The 24475-nt window shown below is 70.8% G+C and carries 31 protein-coding genes; 14 read left to right on the top strand and 17 right to left on the bottom strand.

All coding sequences use genetic code 11. The features are described from left to right. Positions 1-17: 17 nt before the first annotated feature. Genes ABZX10_RS16145 through ccsB form a run of 5 tightly spaced genes read left to right on the top strand, consistent with a single transcriptional unit; the run spans position 18 to position 4669 of the window. Positions 18-647: a histidine phosphatase family protein gene (locus ABZX10_RS16145; RefSeq protein WP_355541744.1), complete on the top strand. Its 630-nt coding sequence runs from the start codon at positions 18-20 to the stop codon at positions 645-647. Continuing rightward, positions 644-1234, top strand: a complete 591-nt coding sequence (locus tag ABZX10_RS16140) for a TlpA disulfide reductase family protein (protein ID WP_355541741.1) — start codon at positions 644-646, stop codon at positions 1232-1234. Before ABZX10_RS16145 ends, ABZX10_RS16140 begins: the two co-directional genes overlap by 4 nt. Beyond that, positions 1234-2019, top strand: coding sequence for a cytochrome c biogenesis CcdA family protein (locus tag ABZX10_RS16135; RefSeq protein WP_355541738.1), 786 nt, complete (start codon positions 1234-1236; stop codon positions 2017-2019). Before ABZX10_RS16140 ends, ABZX10_RS16135 begins: the two co-directional genes overlap by 1 nt. Beyond that, positions 2016-3659, top strand: coding sequence for a cytochrome c biogenesis protein ResB (locus ABZX10_RS16130; protein ID WP_355541735.1), 1644 nt, complete (start codon positions 2016-2018; stop codon positions 3657-3659). Before ABZX10_RS16135 ends, ABZX10_RS16130 begins: the two co-directional genes overlap by 4 nt. Before the next feature lie 2 nt (positions 3660-3661). Beyond that, positions 3662-4669, top strand: coding sequence for a c-type cytochrome biogenesis protein CcsB (gene ccsB / locus ABZX10_RS16125; RefSeq protein ID WP_355541732.1), 1008 nt, complete (start codon positions 3662-3664; stop codon positions 4667-4669). An 89-nt stretch (positions 4670-4758) separates the two neighbouring features. Here the strand turns inward: ccsB and ABZX10_RS16120 are convergent, their stop codons facing one another. Then, on the bottom strand, positions 4759-4920 hold the full coding sequence (locus ABZX10_RS16120) for a BldC family transcriptional regulator (RefSeq protein WP_168544426.1): 162 nt from the start codon (positions 4918-4920) through the stop codon (positions 4759-4761). A gap of 176 nt (positions 4921-5096) precedes the next feature. On the opposite strand from ABZX10_RS16120, the gene ABZX10_RS16115 reads away from it, so the two are divergent. Continuing rightward, on the top strand, positions 5097-5396 hold the full coding sequence (locus ABZX10_RS16115; protein WP_355541729.1) for a DUF4229 domain-containing protein: 300 nt from the start codon (positions 5097-5099) through the stop codon (positions 5394-5396). Continuing rightward, entirely contained in the window at positions 5393-6484 is a 1092-nt protein-coding gene (locus tag ABZX10_RS16110) for a PLP-dependent cysteine synthase family protein (RefSeq protein WP_355541726.1), read from the top strand. Before ABZX10_RS16115 ends, ABZX10_RS16110 begins: the two co-directional genes overlap by 4 nt. Positions 6485-6631: 147 nt before the next feature. Here the strand turns inward: ABZX10_RS16110 and ABZX10_RS16105 are convergent, their stop codons facing one another. From ABZX10_RS16105 to ABZX10_RS16070, 8 genes are all read right to left on the bottom strand, one after another. Beyond that, positions 6632-7183 carry a LysR family transcriptional regulator gene (locus ABZX10_RS16105; protein WP_355541723.1) on the bottom strand — a complete coding sequence of 184 codons (552 nt, stop codon included), beginning with the start codon at positions 7181-7183 and terminating at the stop codon, positions 6632-6634. Between the two features lie 253 nt (positions 7184-7436). Further along, complete coding sequence (locus ABZX10_RS16100; protein ID WP_355541720.1) at positions 7437-8315, bottom strand: 1,4-dihydroxy-2-naphthoate polyprenyltransferase; 879 nt, start codon at positions 8313-8315, stop codon at positions 7437-7439. A gap of 21 nt (positions 8316-8336) precedes the next feature. Continuing rightward, complete coding sequence (locus ABZX10_RS16095) at positions 8337-10130, bottom strand: acyl-CoA dehydrogenase (protein WP_355541717.1); 1794 nt, start codon at positions 10128-10130, stop codon at positions 8337-8339. Between the two features lie 68 nt (positions 10131-10198). After that, positions 10199-11350: an o-succinylbenzoate--CoA ligase gene (gene menE / locus ABZX10_RS16090; RefSeq protein WP_355541714.1), complete on the bottom strand. Its 1152-nt coding sequence runs from the start codon at positions 11348-11350 to the stop codon at positions 10199-10201. 30 nt (positions 11351-11380) lie between these two features. Further along, the gene (locus ABZX10_RS16085) at positions 11381-11755 is read right to left on the bottom strand and encodes a DUF3349 domain-containing protein (protein WP_355541711.1); all 375 of its coding nucleotides are present in this window, start codon (positions 11753-11755) and stop codon (positions 11381-11383) included. A 146-nt stretch (positions 11756-11901) separates the two neighbouring features. After that, a complete protein-coding gene (locus tag ABZX10_RS16080; protein ID WP_355541708.1) occupies positions 11902-12213 on the bottom strand; it encodes a DUF3349 domain-containing protein in 312 nt (103 codons plus the stop codon). Positions 12214-12223: 10 nt separating this feature from the next. Continuing rightward, positions 12224-12523, bottom strand: a complete 300-nt coding sequence (locus ABZX10_RS16075) for a hypothetical protein (RefSeq protein ID WP_355541705.1) — start codon at positions 12521-12523, stop codon at positions 12224-12226. Between the two features lie 14 nt (positions 12524-12537). After that, complete coding sequence (locus ABZX10_RS16070) at positions 12538-13776, bottom strand: inorganic phosphate transporter (protein ID WP_355541702.1); 1239 nt, start codon at positions 13774-13776, stop codon at positions 12538-12540. Between the two features lie 207 nt (positions 13777-13983). On the opposite strand from ABZX10_RS16070, the gene ABZX10_RS16065 reads away from it, so the two are divergent. Next, positions 13984-15123 (top strand): BTAD domain-containing putative transcriptional regulator, encoded by a 1140-nt coding sequence (locus ABZX10_RS16065; protein WP_355541699.1) that lies wholly within the window; start codon positions 13984-13986, stop codon positions 15121-15123. A 26-nt stretch (positions 15124-15149) separates the two neighbouring features. Further along, positions 15150-15494: an extradiol dioxygenase gene (locus tag ABZX10_RS16060; protein ID WP_355541696.1), complete on the top strand. Its 345-nt coding sequence runs from the start codon at positions 15150-15152 to the stop codon at positions 15492-15494. 31 nt (positions 15495-15525) lie between these two features. Here the strand turns inward: ABZX10_RS16060 and ABZX10_RS16055 are convergent, their stop codons facing one another. The 4 genes from ABZX10_RS16055 to ABZX10_RS16040 all read right to left on the bottom strand — a co-directional run bounded on the left by ABZX10_RS16055 (position 15526) and on the right by ABZX10_RS16040 (position 17974). Further along, on the bottom strand, positions 15526-15966 hold the full coding sequence (locus ABZX10_RS16055; RefSeq protein ID WP_355541693.1) for a hypothetical protein: 441 nt from the start codon (positions 15964-15966) through the stop codon (positions 15526-15528). Between the two features lie 173 nt (positions 15967-16139). Further along, positions 16140-16589: an SRPBCC family protein gene (locus ABZX10_RS16050; RefSeq protein WP_355541690.1), complete on the bottom strand. Its 450-nt coding sequence runs from the start codon at positions 16587-16589 to the stop codon at positions 16140-16142. A 32-nt stretch (positions 16590-16621) separates the two neighbouring features. Next, a complete protein-coding gene (locus ABZX10_RS16045) occupies positions 16622-17041 on the bottom strand; it encodes an HIT family protein (RefSeq protein ID WP_355541687.1) in 420 nt (139 codons plus the stop codon). Between the two features lie 6 nt (positions 17042-17047). Beyond that, positions 17048-17974 (bottom strand): 1,4-dihydroxy-2-naphthoyl-CoA synthase, encoded by a 927-nt coding sequence (locus ABZX10_RS16040; protein WP_355541684.1) that lies wholly within the window; start codon positions 17972-17974, stop codon positions 17048-17050. Positions 17975-18049: 75 nt separating this feature from the next. On the opposite strand from ABZX10_RS16040, the gene ABZX10_RS16035 reads away from it, so the two are divergent. Beyond that, positions 18050-18973, top strand: coding sequence for an o-succinylbenzoate synthase (locus ABZX10_RS16035; RefSeq protein ID WP_355541919.1), 924 nt, complete (start codon positions 18050-18052; stop codon positions 18971-18973). Positions 18974-18975: 2 nt separating this feature from the next. On the opposite strand, the gene ABZX10_RS16030 is transcribed toward ABZX10_RS16035, so the two are convergent. Next, positions 18976-19440 (bottom strand): hypothetical protein, encoded by a 465-nt coding sequence (locus ABZX10_RS16030; RefSeq protein WP_355541681.1) that lies wholly within the window; start codon positions 19438-19440, stop codon positions 18976-18978. A 98-nt stretch (positions 19441-19538) separates the two neighbouring features. Between ABZX10_RS16030 and ABZX10_RS16025 the strand changes: the two genes are divergently transcribed. After that, positions 19539-20018 carry a hypothetical protein gene (locus ABZX10_RS16025; protein WP_355541678.1) on the top strand — a complete coding sequence of 160 codons (480 nt, stop codon included), beginning with the start codon at positions 19539-19541 and terminating at the stop codon, positions 20016-20018. Positions 20019-20117: 99 nt separating this feature from the next. Here ABZX10_RS16025 and ABZX10_RS16020 read toward each other — a convergent pair whose 3' ends face one another. After that, positions 20118-20750, bottom strand: coding sequence for a TetR family transcriptional regulator (locus tag ABZX10_RS16020; RefSeq protein WP_355541675.1), 633 nt, complete (start codon positions 20748-20750; stop codon positions 20118-20120). Between the two features lie 110 nt (positions 20751-20860). Here ABZX10_RS16020 and ABZX10_RS16015 point away from each other — a divergent pair, with 110 nt between their 5' ends. Then, positions 20861-22291: an amidase gene (locus ABZX10_RS16015; RefSeq protein WP_355541672.1), complete on the top strand. Its 1431-nt coding sequence runs from the start codon at positions 20861-20863 to the stop codon at positions 22289-22291. 10 nt (positions 22292-22301) lie between these two features. On the opposite strand, the gene ABZX10_RS16010 is transcribed toward ABZX10_RS16015, so the two are convergent. Further along, the gene (locus ABZX10_RS16010) at positions 22302-22463 is read right to left on the bottom strand and encodes a hypothetical protein (RefSeq protein WP_355541669.1); all 162 of its coding nucleotides are present in this window, start codon (positions 22461-22463) and stop codon (positions 22302-22304) included. A 92-nt stretch (positions 22464-22555) separates the two neighbouring features. Here ABZX10_RS16010 and ABZX10_RS16005 point away from each other — a divergent pair, with 92 nt between their 5' ends. Next, entirely contained in the window at positions 22556-22951 is a 396-nt protein-coding gene (locus tag ABZX10_RS16005) for a DUF302 domain-containing protein (protein WP_355541666.1), read from the top strand. After that, on the top strand, positions 22948-23208 hold the full coding sequence (locus ABZX10_RS16000) for a metal-sensitive transcriptional regulator (RefSeq protein WP_355541663.1): 261 nt from the start codon (positions 22948-22950) through the stop codon (positions 23206-23208). Before ABZX10_RS16005 ends, ABZX10_RS16000 begins: the two co-directional genes overlap by 4 nt. Here the strand turns inward: ABZX10_RS16000 and ABZX10_RS15995 are convergent. Next, the gene (locus ABZX10_RS15995; RefSeq protein WP_355541660.1) at positions 23205-24470 is read right to left on the bottom strand and encodes a saccharopine dehydrogenase NADP-binding domain-containing protein; all 1266 of its coding nucleotides are present in this window, start codon (positions 24468-24470) and stop codon (positions 23205-23207) included. The genes ABZX10_RS16000 and ABZX10_RS15995 overlap by 4 nt on opposite strands. Positions 24471-24475: the final 5 nt, after the last annotated feature.

Raw genomic sequence — 24475 nt, 5'->3', positions numbered from 1 at the left:
GTAGGAGAGACGACGAGATGACCCAGACGATCGTGCACGTGATGCGGCACGGTGAGGTGCACAACCCCGACGGCATCCTCTACGGCCGCCTCCCCGGCTTCCGCCTGTCCGACACGGGCCGTGCCCAGGCGCGCAAGGTCGCGGACGCGCTCGCCGACCACGACATCACCGCCGTGTTCGCCTCCCCGCTGCAGCGCGCCCAGGAGACCGCGGCGCCGATCGCCGCCGCCCACGGCCTGGCGATCATCACCGACGAGGAGCTCATCGAGGCGGGCAACCAGTTCGAGGGGCTCAAGGTGTCCGTCGGCGACGGTGCGCTGCGCGAGCCCAAGCACTGGGCCAAGCTGCGCGACCCGTTCACCCCCTCGTGGGGCGAGCCCTACCTCCAGATCGCGCACCGCATGCTCGGCGTCGTCGACATCGCCCGCGAGCGGGCCCGCGGGCACGAGGCGGTGCTGGTCAGCCACCAGCTGCCCGTGGTCACCCTGCGGCGCTACCTCGAGGGCAAGCGGCTCTGGCACGATCCGCGCAAGCGGCAGTGCTCCCTGGCGTCGCTGACCAGCCTCGTCTACGACGGCGACGCCCTCGTCGACCTCGTGTACTCCGAACCCGCGGGAGCGTCCGACCCGCGGATCACGGGCGCGTGAGGCTCGCCCGCCGCGCCGCCGCCCTCATCGTCCTCGGCGCGGTCGCCCTCGGCGCGTCCGGCTGCGTCCAGTACTCCGACCAGGCGGCCAAGGGCGGCGTCATCGCCCCCGGCGGCAAGGTCCGGCAGTTCTACGAGCCGGACAAGCGCAGCACCGTCGAGAACCTGTCCGGGCGCAGCGTGACGGACGAGAAGACCACCCTCAAGCTCTCCGACTACGACGGCGAGGTCGTGGTCATCAACGTGTGGGGCAGCTGGTGCGCGCCGTGCCGCCTCGAGTCGTCCGAGTTGGAACGCACCTACCTCGCCACCAAGGACCGCGGCGTGGCGTTCCTCGGCATCAACGTGCGCGAGACCGCCGGCGACGACGCCGCCCGCGACTTCATCGGCTCCCAGGGCCTGACCTACCCGTCGATCTACGACCCGCCCGGCCGCGCGCTGCTGGCCATCGGCGAGCAGTACCCGACGACCGTCGTGCCGATGACCTTCGTGCTCGACCGCAAGCACCGCGTCGCGGCGTCGTACCTGACGACGGTCAGCGAGAAGGAACTGCTCGGCACCGTCGAGAAGGTACTGGGGGAGGGCTGATGGGAGAGGCCTTCGCCACCGCGGCCGTCTCGGGCCCGCTGCTGCTCGCGCTCGGTGCGTGCCTGCTCGCGGGGCTCGTCTCCTTCGCCTCGCCGTGCATCGTCCCGCTCGTGCCGGGCTACCTGTCGTACCTCGCCGGGCTCGTCGGGGCGGAGGCGCCGGCCGCCACCGTCGACGAGGCCCGCGCGGGCGCGCGTGCCGGACGGTGGCGGGTCATGGGCGCGGCGGTGCTGTTCGTCGCCGGATTCACCGCGGTCTTCCTCCTCATGACCATGTCCGTCTTCGGGCTGGCCACCTCGATCGCCCTCAACGCCGACACGCTCATGCGCATCGGGGGCGTGATCACCATCGTCATGGGCCTGGCGTTCATCGGCCTCGTCCCGGTGCTCGAGCGCGACGTCCGGTTCGCGCCGCGGCAGTGGACGACCCTCGCGGGGGCGCCCCTGCTGGGCGGGGTGTTCGCCCTGGGCTGGACCCCGTGCATCGGCCCGACGCTGGCGGGGATCCTCTCGATCGTCGTCGGCACCGACGCCGAACCCGCCCGCGGCGCGGTCCTCATCGTCGCCTACTGCGCGGGGCTCGGGCTGCCCTTCATCGTCCTGGCCCTCGGGTCGACGGTGGCGGTCCGCGCGGTCGGGTGGCTGCGCCGCAACTCGCGCCGCATCCAGGTCCTCGGCGGTGTGCTGATGATCGCGGTGGGCGTCGCGCTGGTCACCGGCTACTGGGCCGAGTTCATCGACCTGGTGCGCCGCCTCTTCGTCTCCGACACGGTGATGCCGATATGAGTACCTTGACGAAACATCCGAACCAGCCGGTCCCGCCCTCGAGCCCGCAGCGGCAGTCGCCGCTGCGCCGCGCGATGGCCACGGTCCGCAACACCTGGCGCTCACTGACCTCGATGAAGACGGCGCTGGTCCTGCTGTTCCTGCTCGCCGTGGCGGCCATGCCCGGCGCGCTGTTGCCGCAGCGCGACATCGACGCCGCCGCGACCGCCAAGTACATCGCCGACCACGGCACGCTCGGCGAGATCATGGAGAAGCTGCAACTCTTCGACGTGTTCAAGTCGGTGTGGTTCACCGCCGTCTACGCGCTGCTGTTCGTCTCGCTCGTCGGCTGCATCGTGCCCCGCCTGGTCGAGCACCTGCGCGCGCTGCGCACGGCCCCCGTCAACACTCCCCGCAACCTGTCCCGCCTACCCCGGCACACCGTCCGCGAGAGCGACGAGGACCCGGAGACCGCGGCGCGGACGGTGCTCGCCGGCCTCCGCGGCTGGCGCCGGATATCGCGGGTGGAGACGGCCGCCGAGGCCGGCACCGATCGCGGCGCCACCGTCACCGTCTCCGCCGAGAAGGGCTACCTCCGCGAGGCGGGCAACCTCCTCTTCCACGCGTCGCTGCTGGGCATCCTCGTCGCGATCGGGGTCGGGCAGCAGTTCGGCTACGAGGGCTCGCGCATCGTCATCGCCGGCGACGAGGGCTTCTGCAACACCTCGTCGAACTACGACAACTTCCGCGCGGGCAACCTCGTCGACGGCACCGGACTCGCGCCCTTCTGCATCAAAGCGGACGCGGTCAACGCCACCTTCCTGCCGAACGCGCAGCCCGACATGTTCTCCACGAACGCCTCCTACCAGGACCGCGACGGCCTGCGCGACGGCACCTGGAAGAAGTTCACGATCGAGGTGAACAAGCCCCTGCGCATGGAGGGCGTGCGCGTCTACATGCTCGGCCACGGCTACGCCGGCACGTTCACCGTGACCTACCCGGGCGGGCAGACCCGCACCCAGACCATGCAGTTCGCGCCGCAGGACAAGGTCTACTTCCTCAGCTCCGGCGCACTGCGCTTCGACCCGCCGGCCGAGCTGTACAAGACCGAGGACGAGCGCCGCGCCAAGCAGATCGGGATCGAGGGCCTGCTCGCCCCCACCAAGCAGCTCAACGGATCCCTCCTGACCTCGCGGTTCCCGGCGCCGAACGACCCGGCCGTCGCGATCGACGTCTACGAGGGCGATACGGGCCTCGACTCGGGCAAGCCGCAGAACATCTTCTCGCTCAGCCGCGACCAGATCGACTCCGGCCGGCTCGAGCGGAAGGCGCGGGTGAACCTCGACGTCGGGCAGTCGACCACGCTCGAGGACGGCACGCAGGTGCGCTTCGACGGCGTGGCGAACTTCGCCGCGCTGCAGGTGAGCCACAATCCCGCCCAGAACTGGACGCTGGTGTTCGCGATCGGGATGCTCGGCGGGCTGATCGTCTCGTTGACGGTGAAACGGCGGCGGGTGTTCGTGCGGCTGACCCCGCGCGAGCACGGCGGTACCGTGATGGAGATCGGCGGACTGGCCCGCACCGACCAGGCCGGATGGAACGAAGACTTCGATGCATTGGCCGACCGCCTCGTCGGCCGTAACGGTGAGAAGGTGGCTTGACGATGGAAGTCCAACTTGCTGAGGGGACCAACACGACCCTCGCCGGGTACGCCGAGACGATGTTCCTCAGCGCCACGGCGATCTACGCGGTCGCCCTGGTGCTGCTGGTGATCGAACTCGCGACCACCCGGGTCACCGCGACCGCGGCCCGCGACCGCAGCCGGGAGCTCGTCGCCGCGGGCGGCGCGCCCATCGCCACGGCCGGCACGCCCGGCCTCGTCGTGGACGACGGTCCGCGTCGCTCCCGGTCCGAGCGGATCGGCCGGATGGGCTACGCGGTGGTCGTCGCGGGTCTGCTGCTGCACGTCGCGTCCATCGTCTCCCGCGGCATCGCCACCGGGCGCATGCCCTGGGGCAACATGTACGAGTTCGTGACCATCACCTGCGCGGGCGCGGTGCTCGCCGCGCTGATCATGCTGCGCAGGTCCGAGACCCGGCCGATCCTCGTGTTCGTGCTGCTCCCGGTCCTGGCGCTGATGTTCGTCGCCGAGGGCGTGCTGTACACGACCGCGGGCCCCGTGGTGCCCGCATTGAAGTCCTACTGGCTCGCGATCCACGTGTCGATCGTGTCGATCGGCTCGGGGATCTTCCTCGTCTCCGGCGTGGCCAGCCTGCTGTACCTGCTCCGGCGTCGCTACGAGCGGCCGGACGGGACGGTGGCGGCACCGTCGGGCTTCCCGGGCCGGCTGGTCGAGGCCCTGCCCTCCGCGCAGGTGCTCGATCGCGTGGCCTACGGCACCGTGATCGTGGCGTTCCCGCTGTTCAGTGCGGGCGTGATCTGCGGTGCGATCTGGGCCGAGGCGGCGTGGGGCCGGCCGTGGGGCTGGGATCCGAAGGAGACGGTGTCGTTCATCGCGTGGGTGATCTACGCGGCGTACCTGCACGCGCGGGCGACCTCGGTGTGGCGCATGGCCGCGCCCTATCTGAACATCCTGGGATTCGCCGCGATGGTGTTCAACCTGTTCTTCATCAATTACGTGGTGACCGGACTGCATTCCTACGCGGGCTGATATTCGCGCCGGAAATCCGCGTACGGAAAAGGGGCGCGGCTCCGTCATCGACGACGGAGCTGCGCCCCTTTTCCGGCCCGCGGACCGGGCTACCCGGTGGTGTTCTGGTTCAGTAGAGCGAAGACCTCCGACGCGCGGAAGCGACGGTGCCCGCCGGGGGTGCGGACGGAGCCGAGGAGGCCCGCACCCGCCCACCGGGTGACCGTTTTCGGGTTCACGTTGAACAGAGCAGCCACCTGGCCAGGGGTCATGAGGCGCTCGGGCTGACGGGGCGCCGCGGCGCGCGGGTCGACGGTGCGCTGGGCGAGGTTCGGGTGTGCCGTGGTCATGATGCCCAGTATGCAGCGATTTGCCCGAGTACTCGAACCGCTATCGAAGTGTCAAGTATTGGTAAAGTCGGATTTCGGACGGGGGTAGGCTGATCGGCATGACCGATACGGGAGCCGCCAAGCGCGCGCTGGCGCGCGACATTGTTTTGTATACGCTGTTCCGCCTGGCACTCCTCGCGGTGATCGCGGCGGTGTTCTACGGAATCGGTCGGCTGTTCATGGACGACGTCCCCCTCGTGATCGTCTTCCTCTTCGCTCTCGTCGTCGCCCTTCCGGTGTCGATGGTCGTCGGCAAGGGATTGCGGGATCGCGTCAACCGCAGCGTCTCGGTGATCGACGCCGCCCGCAAGCAGAAGCGCGACGATTTCCGTCGGCGGCTGCAGGGCGTGGACGAATGACGGTCGTCTGCGATCGGTCCGGGGACCGCGCCTGGGTGGACAACGCGGTACGGCTCATCGAGGCCGATGCGCGCCGCAGCGCCGACACGCACCTGCTGCGCTTCCCGCTCGGGTCCTGGGCGGGTGGTATCCAGCTGTACCTCAAGGACGAGACCACGCACATCACGGGCAGCCTCAAGCACCGTCTGGCCCGGTCCCTGTTCCTCTATTCGCTCTGCAACGGGTGGGTGCGGGAGGGCACCACAGTGATCGAGGCGTCGTCGGGGTCCACCGCCGTGTCCGAGGCGTACTTCGCCAAGCTGCTCGGCCTGCCCTTCGTGGCGGTGATGACGCGGACCACGTCGCCGGCCAAGGTCGCGCTCATCGAGCGGGAGGGTGGTACCTGCCACTTCGTCGATCGCGCGGACCAGGTGTACACGGAGGCGGCTCGCCTCGCCCGCGACCTGGGCGGGCACTACATGGACCAGTTCACGCACGCGGAGCGCGCCACCGACTGGCGCGGGAACAACAACATCGCCGAGTCGATCTTCTCGCAGCTCTCGCTCGAGGAGCATCCGGAGCCGGCGTGGATCGTGGTCGGCGCGGGCACCGGCGGCACATCCGCGACGATCGGCCGGTACATCCGGTACCGCCGGCACGCAACGCGCCTGTGCGTCGTCGACCCGGAGAACTCCAGCTTCCTGCCCGGCTTCGAGGCGGGGGACTGCTCGGTGGAGACGGGGCAGTCCTCGCGGATCGAGGGAATCGGCCGCCCGCGTGTCGAGCCCTCCTTCGTCCCCGAGATCGTGGACCGGATGGTCGGCGTGCCCGACGCGGGCTCGATCTCCGCGGCCCGCATCGCCTCCGCCATGCTCGGGCGGCGCGTCGGCGGATCCACCGGCACGAACCTGTGGGGCGCGTTCGGCGTGATCGCCGAAATGGTGGCGGCGGGCCGGTCGGGCAGTGTCGTCACGCTCCTCGCCGACGACGGTGACCGCTACCTCGACACCTACTTCGACGACGCCTGGGTCGCGTCCAAGGGCTTCGACCTGATCCCGCCCACGCTCACCGTCGAACGGTTCCTCGCCGACGGGACCTGGCGGGAGTAGGCGGCGGGGCCCTGCTGACACGCCGACCGAGGTGCGTGTCTCGTTCAGAAAGCCATGCGTCGGACGCATGGCAGATGAAATTGCAGGTCAATAGGTGTTTTTGTGACGTGAGCCATACGCCGAGCGCATGGCTCACGCCGTCGACGGCTAGACGCGCAACAGGAACTCGGCCATCTCCGCGGGCGGATCGGGCAGATTCACCAGCTCGACCCGGGAGGTGCGCATCGCCTTGACCACGCGGGTCTCCAGGTCCTCGTTACCCGGACCACTGCGGAGCACCATCGCGATCTCGACCTCGCCGGCCAGCAGAGCCGCGATCGGATCATCGAGGATGACCTCCTCGGCGTGGGGTGTGTGTTCCCGGTTCCACCGGATCATCGTGCTCTCCAGGTGCGCGGGCAGCTGCAGATCAGCGCGATGAGCCAGGCGGAACGCCTCCGGCCGGTCGCCACCGAGGGTGCGAAGCTCGTCGAAGCCGCCCACGATCCGTTCGATCAGTGCGATCGCCGGCCGTGCGCCCACCTCCAGTTGCGCTCCCGCGACGCCGCGCCGGAAGAGGGGGAATCCCACGTGCGCCTCGACAGCCGCCACGGACCGCGTGACGGTCGACTGCGCGACGCCGTGCACCCGCGCCGCCTCACTGATGCTGTGCGTGTGCGCGACCGTGGCCACCACCCGCAATCGTTCTATGTCGGACATGTCGGGACGGTACCGCCGGACACTGACGACTTTCGCTTCCGCCAGTCGGGATCCGCGGTGCGGTCGGCCGCGGCGTCCGAGCCATGCGCGGTATGCATGGCTCGGCCGCGGAAAATATGGGCAGACCTGCGAATATAGAGCCATGCGTCCAGTGCATGGCTTTCAAGAACGACATGGGTGTCGGGGAGTGCACCTGCCGGAGGCGGCGTACCCGCGGTCCGAGTGGGACGGTCACGGGCGGACGACGCCTCCGTCAGGCGCCCAGGAACAGCCCGACCGCGGCGCCGACGGACCAGACCAGCATGGCCAGGCCGGTTTGCGCGATACCCGGGATCAGGTCGCGGCCCTGGCCGCCGCGCACGACCGGGAGCGCGGCGCGCACCGCGAGCGGCGCGGACAGCAGGGTCAGCAGCGCCCACGGCGAGTAGGCGAGGGCCAGGACCAGGCCGAGCACCGTCGGGACGCCCACCAGGACGGCGAACAGGACGCGCGTGCGGGAGTCGCCGAGCCGGACGGCGAGGGTGATCTTGCCCGACTCGCGGTCGGTGGGGATGTCGCGCAGGTTGTTGGCGACGAGGACCGCGGAGCTGTACGAGCCCACCGCGCTGGCGGCGAGCCACCCGGCACCGTCGACCCTCCCGGCCTGCACGAACTGCGTGCCGAGCACCGCGACCAGGCCGAAGAACACGAACACCGCGATCTCGCCGAACCCGAGGTAGCCGTAGGGCTTCGATCCGCCCGTGTAGAACCACGCGCCCGCGACGCACACCGCGCCCACCAGGATCAGCCACCATGCGCCCGCGAGCAGCGAGAGCACGACGCCGGCCACGCCCGCCAGGCCGAAGCAGCAGAACGCCGCCCGCTTGACCGCCGCGGGGGAGGCGAGCCCGGAGCCGACGAGGCGCAGCGGGCCGACGCGGTCGTCGTCGGTGCCGCGCACGCCGTCCGAGTAGTCGTTGGCGAAGTTCACGCCGATGATCAGCGACAGCGAGACCACCAGTGCGAGCGCGGCCCGCGGCCAGCACTCCAGGCCGGAGAACCCCGCCGCCCCCGTACCCGCGATCACCGGGGCGATCGCGTTCGGGAGCGTGCGGGGCCGGGCTCCTTCGAGCCACTGCGCGGGGGTTGCCATGCGACCCACCCTATGCAGTCGCTAGAGGACCGACGTGTCCAGGTCGAGCGTGGTCCGATCGAGCTTCGCGAGCAGGTCGAACTCGGTGTGCGCCTTGGGCAGCTCGTAGACGAAGAAGTACTGCGTGGCCGACCGCTTGCCGCGGTAGAACGCTTCCCCCCGCGCCGTCCCGTCCTCGGCGTAGGTCGCCAGGGCCTGGTCCAGCCACAGCCATGCCACCACGACGTGCCCGAGACCGTCCAGGTACGAGGTGGCGTTGGCGAGCGAGAGCGACGGGTCGCCGGAGCCGCCGAGCGTCATCGTCACCTCGACGGCGCGCTGCGACGCCGCCCGCAGGGCCTCGGCGAACGGGGCGAGCTCGTCGACGCCGGCGGCGCGGGCCGCGGTGGCCTCGATCCGGCCGAGCAGTGCGCCGAACGCGGCGCCGCCCTGCTGCGGCACCTTGCGGCCCAGCAGATCCAGGCCGTGGATCGCCTTCGCGCCCTCGTGGATCGCGTTGAGCCGGTTGTCCCGGTACAACTGCTCGACGTTGTAGTCGCGCGTGTAGCCGTAGCCGCCGTGGATCTGGAGGGCGTAATCGTTGGCGCGGGTCGCCCACTCCGACGGCCAGCTCTTGATGATCGGGGTCAGCAGGTCCAACAGCTGGGCGGCCGCCGCCCGCTCCTCCTCCGACGGTGCCGTGTGCGCGTCGTCGACGAGGCGCGCGCCGAACAGCGCGAGCGCCAGCCCGCCCTCGACGTAGCTCTTCTGCGCGAGCAGCATCCGGCGTACGTCGGGGTGCTCGATGATCGGGACCTGCGGCCCCGTCGGGGCGGTGACGGGGCGGCCCTGCACGCGGGTCTTGGCGTACTCCAGCGACTGCAGGTACCCGGTGTAGCCGATCGCCGACGACGCGAGGCCCACCGCGACGCGCGCCTCGTTCATCATCTGGAACATCTGCACGAGGCCGCGGTTCTCGGCGCCGACCAGGTAGCCGGTGGCACCGTCGAGCGAGAGCAGGCAGTTCGTCGTGCCCTTGTTACCCATCTTGTGGTTGAGGCTCACCAGGTTCACGGCGTTGCGCTCGCCGACGGACTGATCGTCGTTCACCAGGTACTTCGGCACGATGAACAGCGAGATGCCCTTGACCCCGTCGGGCGCGCCCGGCACCTTCGCCAGCACGAGGTGGACGATGTTCTCGGTCATCTCGTGGTCGCCGCCGGTGATCCACATCTTGGTGCCGGTGATGGCGTAGGTGCCGTCCTCGCGGGGCTCGGCCTTCGCGCTGATGTCGGCGAGCGCCGAGCCGGCGTCCGGCTCGGAGAGGCACATGGTGCCGGTGAAGCGGCCCGCGATCATCGGCTCGAGGTACAGCCGCTTCTGCTCGTCGGTGCCGAAGGACCGGATGACATTGCCGTTGCCGAGCGTCAGGCCCGAGTAGACCGTGGTCGAGACGTTCGCCGCCTGCATCCACGCGAACGCGGCCTTGCTGATCAGCGACGGCAGGCCGATGCCGCCCTCCTCGGCGGGCAGCTCGGCGAAGGTGAAGCCGGCCTCGTTGATCGCGTCCAGGCCCGCCTTGGTCTCGGGGAGCGTCTTCGCGGTGCCGTCGGGCTGGATCGTCGGCTCCGCGGCGTCGGCCTCCTTGTAGTGGTTCGACAGCTTGTGCACCGCGATGTCGGCGGCCAGGTCGAGCGCGGCGTCGAAGGTCTCCTTGGAGTGGTCGGCGAACTGCTCGCGTTTGGTCAGCTCCTCGGCGTTCAGCCACTCGTAGAGCAGGAAGTCGACGTCGCGGGGGTTGAGCAGCGGGGTCTGCGCTGCGATGTTCTGCTTCACGGTTCTCCGATCCGGGGCTGACTACTGCCGGGCTATCTTACTCGGCGGTAACCTTACCGGAGATTCCTTCACTCGTGAATATTTGTGATCTGCGCCGCCAGGCTCCGGCGGTCGACCTTGCCCGGCCCACGGAGGGGCAGCGCGTCCACCAGGTACACCGCGCGCGGCGCCGCCGTCCGGTCCAGTTCGGCCTCGACCGCCCGTCGCAGGGCCTCGACGGTGACCTCCGGCCCACCCCGTGCAGGGACCACCGCCGCCGCGACGGCCTGCCCCAGCCGCGGATCGGGCTGGCCGAACACCGCGACCTCGGCCACGCCGGGCACCCGCGCGAGGACGGCCTCGACGACCTGGGGGAGCACCGTCAGGCCGCCGGTCGAGATGGCCTCGTCGAGCCGGCCCGTGACGGCGAGGACACCGTTCGTGAGTGTCCCCGCGTCGTCGGTGCGGAACCACCCGGGCTCGGCGAACGCGGGGTGATCGGGCAGGTTCCGGTAGCCGAGAGCCACCGTCGGGCCGCCCAGCACGACGCGGGATTCCGGACCGTCCAGGCGGACCTCGACGCCGGGGAGGGGCGCACCGTCGTACACGCAGCCCCCGGCCGTCTCGCTCATCCCGTACGTGCGGACCATCCGGATCCCGGCGGCGAGCGCCGCCTCGCGGACGGGGGCGGGGCAGGCGGCGCCGCCGATGAGCACGCCGTCGAAGCGGGCCAGGGCGTCGGTGGCGGCGGGGTCCACGAGGACCTTGACGAGCTGGGTCGGCACCAGGGAGACGTACCGACGGTCCGCCGTCATCGCGGCGTGCGCCGGGGCGAGGGCCGCGGGGTCGAATCCGCCGCGGACGTCGAGCTGGGCGGGCGCGTGTCCGGCGGCCAGGGAGCGCAGCATCACCTGCACTCCGGCGACGTGATGCGGCGGCATCGCGAGCAGCCACTGGCCCGCGCCGCCGAGCCGGGCATGCGTGCCCGACGCGCTGGCCGTCAGCGCCTCCCGGCTGAGCATCGAGCCCTTGGGGGTGCCGGTGGTGCCGGAGGTCGCGACCACGAGGGCGACGCGCTCGTCGATCGGCTCGCCCGCGGCGAGCGCGTCGGTGAGCCGGGCCGCCTCACGCGGATCGTGCGCGGGAACGGGCAGCCATGCGGGCGCGCCTCCGGTGAGGAGCGCCTCCAGCTGCGGCAGGGCGGATTCGACGGTGTCGATCGGTAGCGGCTCGAGATTCACGGGTCGAGGCTACTGCGGAACAGCGGACCGTCAGTGCGCGTCCGGGTCGTCCGGGCCGTGGCCGGTCCGGGGACAGCCCTCGGGATTGAGGGGGGCGTCGTCGAAGGGCCAACCCTTGCGCTCGAGCCGCTCGCGGACGCGGGCGATGTCCTTGTCCAGCGGCATCTCGTGGGTATGGCCGCTGATCGCTACCCCGGCGTCGACCCGGGTGATGGGCTCGGCGCCCTCGGGGGACAGGTGCGCCTCGTCGATCAGCTCCCTCGTGACCTGCTTGACCTCTTCCTTGGTCAGCTGGCGATCCAGCAGAGCGAGGAGCGGCTGGTAATCCGTGCTGGGCACGCCGTCGGGATAGCCGGCGCGCAGCCAGTCCACGATCTTGGCGAGGAAGCCCGAACCCGAACTCATGAGCGGTTCACCTCCGGTGCAGTGCGCCGCGTGGCGCCACGTCTTGCAATGTCACAGGGAACGGTATCGCGACGGCCCCCTATGCGTGTGACCAGCATAGGGGGCCGTCAGCGCGCTGTCGCGATCGACAGCGGGGCGAACTTCTCTCAGTGCGCGAATCCGGTGAGCGGCCAGCCGCCCGCGGCGAGCCTGCTCGCGACCTGACGCAGGTCGGTCTCGCTCGGCTCGGTCTGCGTGACCTTGGTGATCGCCGCCTCGATCTGCTCGCGGTGCACCTCGTCGGGACGGTTCGCGAGGATGCGGCCGATGACGGAGTTCACCTCGTCCTCGGTGAGCTGCTTCTTGAGCAGTGCGAGGAGCGGGAAGTAGTCCTTCGGGGGGACGCCCTCGGGGTAGCCGGCGCGCAGCCAGTCGAGGACCTGGGTGAGGACGTTGTCCTGCGTGTTCTCGGTGGTCATGCTGCAATCCCTACTTGTCGACGAGGGTGGGGTAGATGTGCTCGAAGCTGACCTTCATGCCGAAGCCCGAGGACACGATGATGAGGATGCCGAGCACGATCGCGGCGATGACGATCAGGAAGGCGATCGCGGCGAGCACGTTGCCGAGCGGGTTCGGCTTGTGGACGGTGCCGTCGGCGGACTCATGGCCGTTACCGATCGCGAGGCCGCGCACGCCCACGGCGAACAGGGCGGGCAGGCCGGCGCCGAGGATCAGGCCGACGAGGAGGATCTTCCAGACGGACTCGAGGACGAGCTTGATGGTTTCCATGCTGTGAATGCCCCTTAGACCTTGGCCTCGGCGGGGGTGACGCTGTGCGTCTCCTCGTCCCACTCGGCGTTGACGTTGTTGCTGTCGACCTTCTGCTGCTGCGCGCGCCGGTACATGTACCCGGACAGCGCGACGAGGATCGCGAACGCGACCAGCGGGCCCGCGAGCGTGGGGATCTTCGCGGCGACGAACCACATGACGGCGCCGACGATCGCGGCGGCCGGGAGCGTGATGACCCAGGCGGCGACCATGCGTCCGGCGATGTTCCAGCGCACCTTGGCACCGGGCTTGCCGACACCCGAGCCGAGGATCGAGCCGGTGGCGACGTGGGTGGTCGAGAGCGCGAAGCCGAGGTGGCTCGACGCGAGGATGATCGTGGCCGACGAGGCCTCGGCCGCCATGCCCTGCGGGGAGCTGATCTCGATCAGGCCCTTGCCGAGCGTGCGGATGATGCGCCAGCCGCCGAGGTAGGTGCCCAGCGCGATCGCGAGGGCGCAGGCGAACTTGACCCACAGCGGGACGCCGTGGGTGTCGTGCCACGCGAACGGGCCCGTCGAGTTCGGGGTCGAGGCGCTGTAGCCGATCAGGGCCAGGGTGATGACGCCCATCGTCTTCTGCGCGTCGTTGGTGCCGTGCGCCAGCGAGACCAGCGAGGCGGTACCGATCTGGCCCCAGCGGAAGCCCTCCTCGGTGAACCGCTCGGCGACGCCCGCGACGATGCGGAAGATCAGGAAGGTGCCGAGTGCAGCGACGATGCCGGCGACGACCGGCGAGAACAGCGCGGGCATGATGACCTTGCCGACGACACCGTCGATCTTGCCGTGGCCGACCCAGACGACGCCGGCGCCCGAGGCGAGCGCGGCACCGATCATGCCGCCGAACAGCGCGTGCGAGCTGGAGCTGGGGAGGCCCAGTAGCCAGGTCAGCAGGTTCCAGATGATGCCGCCGATCAGGCCCGCCATCACGATGATGAGCAGCGCGCGACCGTGCTGCGTCGTGAACTCGGTCTTCGGGGATCCGTCCTTGTTCTGGATCTTGATCACCGCGTTGGTCACGGTGAGAGCGACCTCGACGGACAGGAACGCGCCGACCAGGTTGAGGATCGCCGACAGTGTCACCGCCGTCTTCGGCTTCAGGGCACCGGTCGCGATGGATGTCGCCATCGCGTTGCCCGTGTCGTGGAAGCCGTTGGTGAAGTCGAAGGCGAGGGCCGTCACGATCACCAACAGCAGGATGATGAGTTCGCTGTTCATGATGAAAATAGTGCGGCCGAAGGGGCTGATCCACCAAACGGGTGAGACGCGCCTGACATCCTTCTGACCTGCAGGTTCATGACCGTCCGGCCATCGTTCATCAGATGTTCATTCAGCGCGCTCTCAGAATCTCCTCAACGAGTCCGTTTTGTCCGGTTCTGAGTGAGCTGCGTCAGGGCGCTGACATGTCTTGACTACTATTCCTGCATGGCGTCTTTGGATATCCGGGTGCTGGGCCAGGTCTCGCTCTCCGTCGACGGTGCGCCGAACGAGGTCTCCGGTGTGAAGCCCCGGTCGGTGCTCGCGCTGTTGGTGATGAACCGCGGGCGCGCAGTGACCGTCGATTCGCTCAGCGAGCAGGTGTGGGACGGGAATCCGCCCGCGTCCGCGCGGGCGAGCCTGCAGGTCTTCGTGAGCGGGCTGCGCAAGGCGCTGCGCGGCCCCGGCGCGGGATCGGGGCTCGACGCGCTGCTGGTGACGTCCGGGTCGACGTACCGTCTGGATCTGGAACCGGAGCAGTCCGACGTCGGGCGGTTCGACGCCGCCCGTCGACGGGGCGCCGAGCTCGCCGCGGCCGGGCGCTACGACCAGGCCTCGCTGATGTTCGCCTCCGCGCTGTCCGAGTTCCGCGGCGATGCGGTCGCCGACCTGCGCGGCCTGCAGTTCGCGGACAACTTCGCGGTCGGGATGGCGGAGGAGCGCGCGGCGGTGCAGTCCGCGATGTACGACGCGGAGATCGCGGCGGGCCGGGCGGCCTCCGTCATCGGCGAGCTGCGCCGGCTCGTCTCCGAACATCCGCTGCAGGAGCCGCTGTGGGGGCAGCTCATCACGGCGCTCTACGTCACCGGGCGGCAGGCCGACGCGCTCGAAGCGGCCCGCGACCTGCGCCGCACCCTCGCCGACGAGCTGGGCGCGGACCCGACACCCGCGCTCGTCGAGCTCGAGGGCAAGGTGCTGCGCCAGGAGCCGCTCGCCTTCGCCGTGGCGCGTCCGACCTCGGTGCCCGGCGACCCTCGGGCCTTCGAGAAGACCGAGACCGACGTCTCCGTGGCCGCCGCGGGCCCGCGCGGGACCCTCACGGGCGCCGACGGCACGGAGTACCTCGTGCACGGCGAGGTCCGCCTCGGCCGCCTGCCCGACAACGACATCAGCATCGACGACACCAAGGTCTCCCGCGAGCACGCCGTGATCACCGGCTCCGTCAGCGGCTTCGCCGTCCGCGACCTGCAGTCCTCCAACGGGACCTATGTGGGGGAGCGTCGGGTCTCCGGCCAGCTTCCCCTGTCCGACGGTGACGAACTCACCCTGGGGCGCACCACCTTCCGGTTCCGGGTGCTCGAGGAGTAGCTCGCGGTTCGGGCTACGGTGGGGCGATGATCAACGGGGCGCACATCATCCACTACTCCGCCGATGCGGAGGCCGACCGCGTGTTCCTGCGCGAGGTCCTCGGCGTCGAGGGGGTGGACGCGGGCCAGGGCTGGCTGATCCTGCCGCTGCCGGCCTCGGAGATAGCGGTGCATCCCACCGACGGCGCGCCGAATCAGGAGCTGTACCTGATGTGCGACGACGTCGTCGCCGAGGCCGCGGCGCTCGCGGCGAAGGGTGTCGAGACCACGCCGATCAGCGATCAGGGGTGGGGTCTGCTCACCTCGCTGGCGCTGCCGGGTGGCGGCGCGATCGGCCTGTACCAGCCGCGCCACCAGCGCGCGCACGGCTGAGCCTCGACGGCGCCGTCGGGCGGGGCACCCGTCAGGCGGAGAAGTGGCCGATCGCCTTCCCGACGGTGCCGGGCCCGCCGACGGTGAAGGTCACCTGCTTCTCGCCGATCAGTGTGGTGAAGGAGCCGTCGGGCTGCGCCTTCACCTCGCCGCCGTATCGCTTGCCGTCGTTCCACCAGCTCAGGGTGCGGGTGGCGATCTGCGCGCGGGTGCCTGGATTGTCGACGCACGGCGCGGTCGGTCCGCCCAGCGCGCCCTTGATGCAGTCGGGCCGAACGGTGATCCAGCCCTTGGCGTCGACGGTTCCCGTGTAGTGCACCGTCGGGAAGGGCATCGGGTCCGCGAAGCCGGGTGTGGTGACCCAGCCGTCGAACCGGACGGCGGTGTCGGCGTGCGCGGCCGCGGGCAGCGCCTCCAGTGCGAGCGCGGCGCAGGCGGCGGACAGGGCGATGCGGGTGGTGCGTGCGGTCATGTGATCAGTGCTCCTCGATGTCGAAGGTGCGTCGTCTCTGACACCCGACTATCGCGTGGGCCGATCGAATTCGTTACCGAAGGCACAGAAAAATGGTGAGGCCGGCCGTGCTCCGCCCGGTACGGACCGAGGTGTGTGCGATTGTGCCCGCTCAGCGGTGACGATCGCACACGTCAGGCGCCCGGATCGTCCTCGAGGAGGAGCCGGCTCAGCAGGTCGAGGTCCTTCGTCATCGCGGAGCGCATGGCCCGCGCCATGACCGGCGCGGCGATGCGGGCGAATCCAGTAGGGGTGCCACGGTTCCGGAGCCGCATGAGCGTGCCGCCCGGCACCGTCTCCCACGTGTACGTGGTCTCCATCGGGAACGGGCCGTCAGCCGTGCGCATCACCATCCGCTCGCCCGCGACGAGCTCGATCACTTCGTAGGTGTAGGCCAGCGGTCGGCCGAGGAACCGCGCTTCGAAGTCCATCCGCGAGCCGATCCGCACCGGCGGTTCCGTCCGCCAGGCGACGGACCGGATGTTCGCGTACCACCGCGGGGCGTTCGACGGATCACCCGCGAACCCCGCGACCCGCTCGCGCGCAACGGGAATCACGCGATCGACCACCACGTCCACGTCCATGCGGAGCACGATACGCGGGCGAGCGGGTGGTGTCAGTCCTGCAGCGCCGCGCGCAGCAGGGCGGCGGCACCGTCGGACGTGCGGGGCCGGCGGCGGAGGACCCGGCCGAGCACGGCCCGCTTGTCGCCGGCGAACCGCGGGATCACGTGCAGGTGCACGTGATCGACGGTCTGGAAGGCGGCGCGCCCGTCGTTGACGACGAGGTTCACCCCGTCGGCGCCGAGCCCTCCCTCGCGTGCGGCGCGGGCCAGACGGTGCCCTAGTGCGAACATGCGCTCGCCGAGGGCGCCGTCGAGCTCGGCGAGCCGTGCGGCGTGTGCCTTCGGAACCACGAGGGTGTGGCCCGTGCTGACGGGGCGGACATCGAGTACGGCGAGCAGGTCATCGGTCTCCGCGACGACCGCCGCGGGTGCCTCACCCGCGACGATCGCGCAGAACACGCACTCCGGCATGGCTTCTCAGTAGTAGTACGGGTAGGGCGACCAGTCGGGATCGCGCTTCTGCAGGAAGGCATCGCGGCCCTCGACGGCCTCGTCGGTCATGTACGCGAGGCGGGTGGCCTCGCCGGCGAAGAGCTGCTGCCCCACGAGCCCGTCGTCGGGCAGGTTGAACGCGTACTTGAGCATCCGCTGCGCCTGCGGGCTCTTGCCGAGGATCTTCGCGGTCCACTCCAGCGCGACGTTCTCGAGCTCGTCGTGATCGACGACGCGGTTCACCGCACCCATGCGGTGCATGTCCTCGGCGCTGTACACATCGCCCAGGAAGAAGATCTCACGCGCGAACTTGTTGCCCACCTGCTTGGCCAGGTAGGCGCTGCCGTAGCCGGCGTCGAAGCTGCCCACGTCGGCGTCGGTCTGCTTGAACTTCGCGTGCTCGCGCGAAGCCAGCGTCAGGTCGCAGGTCACGTGCAGCGAGTGCCCGCCGCCCGCGGCCCAGCCGTTGACCAGTGCGATCACGACCTTCGGCATGAACCGGATGAGGCGCTGCACCTCGAGGATGTGCAGGCGGCCGCCCTCGGCCTTGACCCGCGCCTCGTCGACACCGTCGGCGGTCGCGGCCTCGACGTCGGAGTCGTGGCTCGTCGCGTACTGGTAGCCGGAGCGCCCGCGGATGCGCTGGTCGCCGCCCGAGCAGAACGACCACACGCCGTCCTTCGGCGCCGGGCCGTTGCCGGTGAGCAGCACCGCGCCGACGTCGGCGGACCGTCGGGCGTGATCCAGCGCGCGGTACAGCTCGTCGACGGTGTGCGGCCGGAAGGCGTTGCGCACCTCCGGGCGGTCGAAGGCCACGCGGACGGTGCCCTGCGTGATGTGCCGGTGGTACGTGATGTCGGTGAGGTCCTCGAACCCGGGGACCGGCTGCCACAGCTCGGCGTTGAAAGTCACGGAATCGACTCTACTGTTGGGGGCGTGGTGGACGTCGACGAACTGGTGGCTGCGGCGCGCGTGGTGCGCCTGCCGATGCGCGTGCGCTTCCGCGGGATCACGGCCCGCGAGGTCGTCGTCTTCGACGGGCCGGCCGGCTGGGGCGAGTTCGGCCCCTTCCCCGAGTACGACGATGCCGAGGCCGCGCACTGGCTGCGGGCGGGGATCGAGGCCGCGTACGAGGGCTTCCCGGCGCCCCTGCGGGACGCGGTGGCGGTGAACGCGACGGTGCCCGCCGTTGGGCCGAGCCGGGTCCCGGAGATCCTGGCGCGGTTCCCCGGCTGCCGGGTCGCGAAGGTGAAGGTGGCCGAGACGGGGCAGACGCTGGCGCAGGACCTGGCCCGGGTGGCGGCCGTGCGGGAGGCGCTGCCCGACGGGGCGATCCGCGTCGACGCGAACGGCGGCTGGACCGTGGATCAGGCCGAGCGCGCGATCGCCCGGCTGCTCGAGGGCGGCCCGCTCGACTACGCCGAGCAGCCCTGCGCCACTGTGGAGGAGCTCGCCGAACTGCGCCGCCGCCTCGACGGTGCCTGTGACCTCGCCGCGGACGAATCCATCCGCCGCGCAGGCGATCCGATGCGCGTCGCCGAGCTGGGCGCCGCCGACGTGGCGGTGGTGAAGGTCGCCCCGCTCGGCGGGGTGCGCGCCGTGCTGGAGGTGGCGCAGACGCTGAAAGCTGCTGCGGGCGTGCGGGTCACGGTGTCCTCCGCGCTCGACACGGCGGTCGGGATGTCGGCGGGGATCGTCGCGGCCGCGTGCATCCCCGACGGCAACGCCGCGGGGCTCGGGACTGGAGGCTTCTTCGCCGCGGATCTGGGCGAGCATCCTCTGGTCGACGGTGCGCTCCGGGTGCGCGCCGTCGCGCCTTCGGTGCAGCGGGTCGAGGCCCTGGAAGTGTCTGGGGAGCAACGGGACTGGTGGCTCGCCCGCCTGCGGCGGTGTGCCGCCCTGCTGGGGTAGCGCTACTTCCAGGGCGCGTACGCCCAGCCCAGCAGGGTGGAGTTGGGAGCGATGTCGGGCTTCGGGATGATCTGGATCTGCGAGCCGTCGCCGAAGCCGCGGCTGAGGCCCTGGACCCCGCCGCTGAGGTACGTGCCGTTCCCGAGCGAGATGTCCACGTGGTAGCCGTAGTCGCTCTGGGAGAACACGAGCGCGCCGCGCGGAGCGGGCAGGGAGGAGTGGCCGAGCCCCTTGGCGGCGAGGTTCTGATAGAAGGAGCGGGCGGAGTCGTGCGGGATGCCGGTGCTGACGGTGCGCCCGTACGCGAAGTCGACGAAGTCCTCGCAGCCGTATTCGCCGTACGTGTCCGTGCCCATGAGCGTCATGCCGCGCGCGATCGCGGCCTCGGGGTTCGCGGCGTTGGCCGCCGGCGCGCCCACGGCTGCGATCGCGATGACGGTCAGGAGGGTCGTCAGTGATCGTCTCATCATTCTTTTGTAGTCCTACCGATGAGGTGTCGCCTGCAGTTCCGGGGTCGGAATCCGCTGGGAGTTTCCTGTCGGTGGGTCGGTCTAGGGTGCGGGGCATGGAGAACCTGATGACGGAGCTCGGCGCCGCGATGACCGGTGAGCGGGCGGAGCGCAAGCAGAAGCTCGAGTCGGTGTGGGTGCGGCTCGAGCCGTCGGATCATGCGTCCCGGTGCATCGCCGCGCACTACATCGCCGATGTTCAGGGCGAACTGGATGCGGAGGTCGAATGGGACGAGGTGGCGCTCGCCGAGTCCGCGCACGTGTCCGACGCGGACCTGCAGGCGGTGCACGAGTCGCTGTCGGTGGCCGGCTTCATGCCCTCGCTGCACCTGAACCTCGCCGACGGTTACCGCCGCCAGGGGCGGTTCGCCGAGGCGTCGGACCGGCTGCAGACCAGCCGGGAGTTCGACTTCGCGCTCGATTCCGCACCGGACCCGGCCTACGCCACCGTCATCCGAGAGGGGCAGGAGCGGTTGGCCGCGCGGATCGCGGCGGGGGATCGAACCGGGCAGCCGAGCCCGGCCACTGGCTCCTGAGCGCGACGGTGTTGCGGGCAGTTCCGGCGCGCGGATCCCGCGGGAGGACCGGCGTGCGGCGTCCTCGCCGTTCCGGCGGCCACAGCGGCCGGGGTTCCGTCAGCCGGGCGGGCGGTCGCGCAGGGCGCGGGCGGCGTCCTCCTGGCCCTGCTCGAACAGTGCGCCGATGAGCATGGTGCGCAGCGCTGCCTTCTTGACCTCGATGTTGGCGTCGCCGGGGAGCGCGGAGTCGATCACGGTGAATCCGTTGATCAGCGCGATCACGCCGCGTGCGGTGGTCGGGGTGATCTCGACGCCCGCGAGCGCCGCGGCGTCCTGCGCGACCGCGTCGGCAGCGCGCAGGTACTCCTCGATCACCACGCGGGAGGCCGGGTCGCGCGCCGCACGCAGGTAGGCCTCGATGAGCGCGAGCGACTCGGCTCCCCGAGTCCCGGTGACCTCGGCGAACGCGGCGATCACGCGATCGGGCGGGGCGGCGGTGTCGCCGAGGTGGCCCGCCAACCGGTCCAGCCGCTCGAACTCCTCCGCGACGAAGACGCGCATGGCCTCGTGCGTCAGGTCGTCGATGGACGCGAAGAAGTAGCCGATCGAGGTCGTGGGCAGCCCGGCGCGGGCGGTCACGGCGCGATGGGTCACCGAGGCGTAGCCCGATTCGCCGACCATGTCGACGGTCGCCTCCAGGAGCGCACGCCTGCGCTCAAGGGTGCTCCGGCGGTGTTTGCGCTCCTCCACGCCCCGCAGTCTAGGACGAATCAGAAGTCTGTACAAAGTTACAGACTCGGGCTAGGGTCAGACTCTGTAAGTTTGTACAGACTCGGCGCAACGCCGGGAGGGGCCAGGTCATGACCATCGAGTTCACGCACGAGTCCACGCGCGTCAATGCCTTCAGCGACGACGCGCTCGGCACGCTCGACGCCACCGGCCTCGCCGAGATGATCGCCGACGGCACCGTCGGCGTAGCCGAGGCCGCGGCGGCCGCGACGGAGCGGATCCGCGCCGTCGACCCAGCGACGCGCGCGGTGCGCTGGTGGTTGCCCGAGGGCGGGACCGGGCCGCAGGCCCCCGCGGACGCGGCGTTCTACGGCGTCCCGTCGGCGATCAAGGAGAACACCGCCTTCGCGGGCCTGCCCACCACGATGGGCTCGGCGGCCCTGCCGACGACGCCCGCGAAGCGCTCCGGGCCGGTCGCGGAGCAGTTCGCGGCGACCGGGGTCAACGTGCTGGCCTCGACGGTCATGCCGGAGTACGGCATGACCGCGAGCGCGGAGTTCGCCGACCGCGCGCCCGCCCGCAACCCCTGGAACACGGATTACACCGTGGGCGGCTCGTCGTCGGGCTCGGCCGCACTGGTCGCCTCGGGCGCCCTGCCGATCGCGCACGGCAACGACGGCGGTGGCTCGATCCGCATCCCCGCGGCGCTGAACGGCCTCGTCGGGCTCAAGGGCACGCGCGGCCGGCTGGCCGAGATGCCGGAGCTCAAGGTGCTCCCCGTCAACGTGGTGTGCGAGGGCGTGCTCACGCGTACCGTCCGCGACACCGCGCGGTACGTCGCCGCGGCCGAGCGGCACCGTCGGAACCCCGCGCTGCCGCCCGTCGGGCACGTGCGCGGGCCCGGCCGGCGCCGCCGGATCGGCCTGGTCACGGAGTCGGTCACCGAGTTCGGCATCGCCGCGCAGTGTGTCGCGCCCGTCCTCTCCCTCGCCGACGAGCTCACGGATCAGGGGCACGAGATCGTCGAACTGAGCATGGCCGACCTGCGGATCGACGGCGGCTTCGTCGACGACTTCCTGCACTACTGGGGCCTGCTCGCCGGGCTCGAGGTCGCCAGCACGGGAGCGCTGACGCCGGGCCGGTTCGGCCGGCTCGACCCTGTGACCCGGAGCCTGCTGCGGGCGGGGCTGCGCAGCGCACCGTCGATCCCCGGTGCGATTGCGCGGCTGCGCGCGGTGACCGGGAAGTACGAGCGGATGTTCGTCGAGCAGGGCGTGGACGCGATGCTCTCGCCGACCATGACGAACACCACCCCGCGGATCGGCCACCTCGACCCGAACCTGCCGTTCGACGAGTTCATGGCCCGCACCATCGCGATGGTGGGCATCACGCCGCTGAACAACGTCTCGGGCGGCCCCGCCATCTCCGTGCCGTGCGGGTCCGACGATGCCGGGCTCCCGCTGGGTGCCCAGTTCGCGGGCCCCGCGGGCACCGAGGCGGTGCTGCTCGAGCTCGCCTACGAGGTGGAGGAGTTGCGCCCCTTCGCACGGATCGACCAGTAACGGGTCCGCGTCAGCGGCGGAACCAGCTTCGCGTGGCGGGCTGCTCGCCGGGCACGGCGTGACCGTCGCACCAGTCCTCGGGGCGGACGGTGGCGCGGACCGCGTCGACATGGGAGCCGCAGCCCGTCCAGGTGGTCTTGCCGCACACGCGGCACGTGATGGCACTGCACATGGGCCGGACATTACACCCGCGGACCGCCGCCGGATGTATCCCCCAGGGGGGATGTGTCAGGATGGCGGTGACGGCGACGGAGGGAACGGACCATGGCGGAGTTCACGATGCGCGCGACGATCGACGCGCCCTACGACGAGGCGGTGGCGCGGGTGCGCGCCGCGCTGGCGGAGGTCGGCTTCGGCGTGCTCACGGAGATCGACCTGACGGCGACGCTCAAGGCGAAGCTGGGCGTGGACGTGCCGCCGAAGGTGATCCTGGGCGCGTGCCGCCCACAGCTGGCGCACGAGGCCCTCGGGATCGACCCGCGGGTGGCCGCGCTGCTGCCGTGCAACGTCGTGGTGTCGGCGTCGGGCGCCGCGCAGTCGCTGGTGGAGGTCATGGACCCGAACGTCATGCCCGAATTCACCGGCACCGCAGCGCTGTCCGGTGTCGCGGCGGACGCGCGCGAGCGGCTCGGCCGCATGCTCGACGGGCTGGCGGCATGAAGATCCCGGAGGAGGGTGCGAAGCCGATCGTGACGCGCCTGCGGCGCGCGCACGGCCACCTCGCCTCGGTGATCCGCATGTTGGAAGAGGGAGAGGAGTGCGAGGACGTGCTCACCCAGCTCGCTGCAGTGAACAAGGCTCTGGGGCGCAGTGGTTACGCCCTCGTGGCCACCGGTCTGCAGCACTGCATCGCGACCGAGGGCCCCGAGAACGTGGACCAGAAGAAGCTGGAGAAGTTGTTCCTGTCGTTGGCCTAGGTCAGCTCGTCGACGGTGACGGTGAAGCCCTGGGCGCGCAGGCGGTCGGCCAGTACGTCGCCGAGGGCGACGGCGGGGGTCAGGACGCCGGCGTAGGTGGGCAGGGGTGCGCCGCCGCGGGCGGTGTCGCCGTCCAGCGCCAGCGCCAAGGCGGCCTCGCCAAGCATGACGGCGGTGCCGCTGTAGCCGGGGTCGAGCTGCGCGCCGATGGTCGAGCGGTAGCGCCGGCCGCTCGTGGTGCGGGTGTACACCTCGCCGCGGAAGCGCCCCTTGGCCTGCGAGGCTTCGCTCGGACCCTCGCCGGGGGCCGGGAGGATCCGGTCGAGGACGGGGCGGAGCGGTTTGATCGCCAGCGCCGCCATGCCCAGGGCGAGGGCGCCCTGCACGGCGCGCGAGGCCACCGTCGAGACGATCGGGTTGGAGCCGACGGCCATCGTCTCCCGGTAGGTGAACTCGGGGCCGTAGCCGAAGTCGAGCAGGCCGTTGCTGCGGCGCACGACGCGGGTGTTGTAGCTGCCCATGAAGAACGGCGCGAGCGTGCCCGTCAGCGACGGATCGACCGTCTTCGCGTCCACCACGGAGAGGTCGCCCGGCTGCTTCGGGGTCTCGCGGGTGTGGTCGACGGTCAGCGAATGCGGCCGGCCTGCGATACGCCGGGCCTCGCGGTCGACGCTCACCTCGTCGGCGAGGCCGATCGCGGAGGCGATGGTGCCGCCGCTCGCGCCGCCGCGCAGATCGCGCATGACGAGCGTCGTGGAACCGAGCGTGCCGGCACCGTCGGCCTTGGCGCGCTCGTAGACGAGGAACGTGCCCAGATCCGAAGGGATGGAGTCGAACCCGCACGAGTGCACGATCTTCGTGCCGTTCGCGACGGCCTGCTCGTGGAACTTGTCGATCGAGCGGCGCGCGAACAGCACCTCGCCCGTGAGGTCGGTGTAGTGCGTGCCGGCGTTGACGCACGCGCCCACCACCGTCTCCCCGTACCGGGCGTAGGGGCCGACGGTGCTGCACAGGACCGTGGTGAACGCGACCATCTCGTCGAGGGTGGAGGGCTTGTCGACGTCCGCGACGACGATGCCCCACTCCTTCGCCTTCTCGCCCAGGCCCGCGCGCAGCTTCTCCAGCTTGGCCTGCGTGCGGCCCGCGAGGGCGATGCGCACGCCGTCCGGCGCGTGGTTCGCGAGGTGGCGCGCCGTCAGCTCGCCGACGAAGCCCGTCGCGCCGAAGACGATGATGTCGAATTCCCTGGTACCCGCAGTCATGCCGG

This window comes from Tsukamurella sp. NPDC003166, assembly GCF_040611135.1.
Taxonomy (GTDB): Bacteria; Actinomycetota; Actinomycetes; order Mycobacteriales; family Mycobacteriaceae; genus Tsukamurella.
Note: the sequence above shows the minus strand (reverse complement) of the source record. Positions and strands in the feature narration are given on the sequence as shown.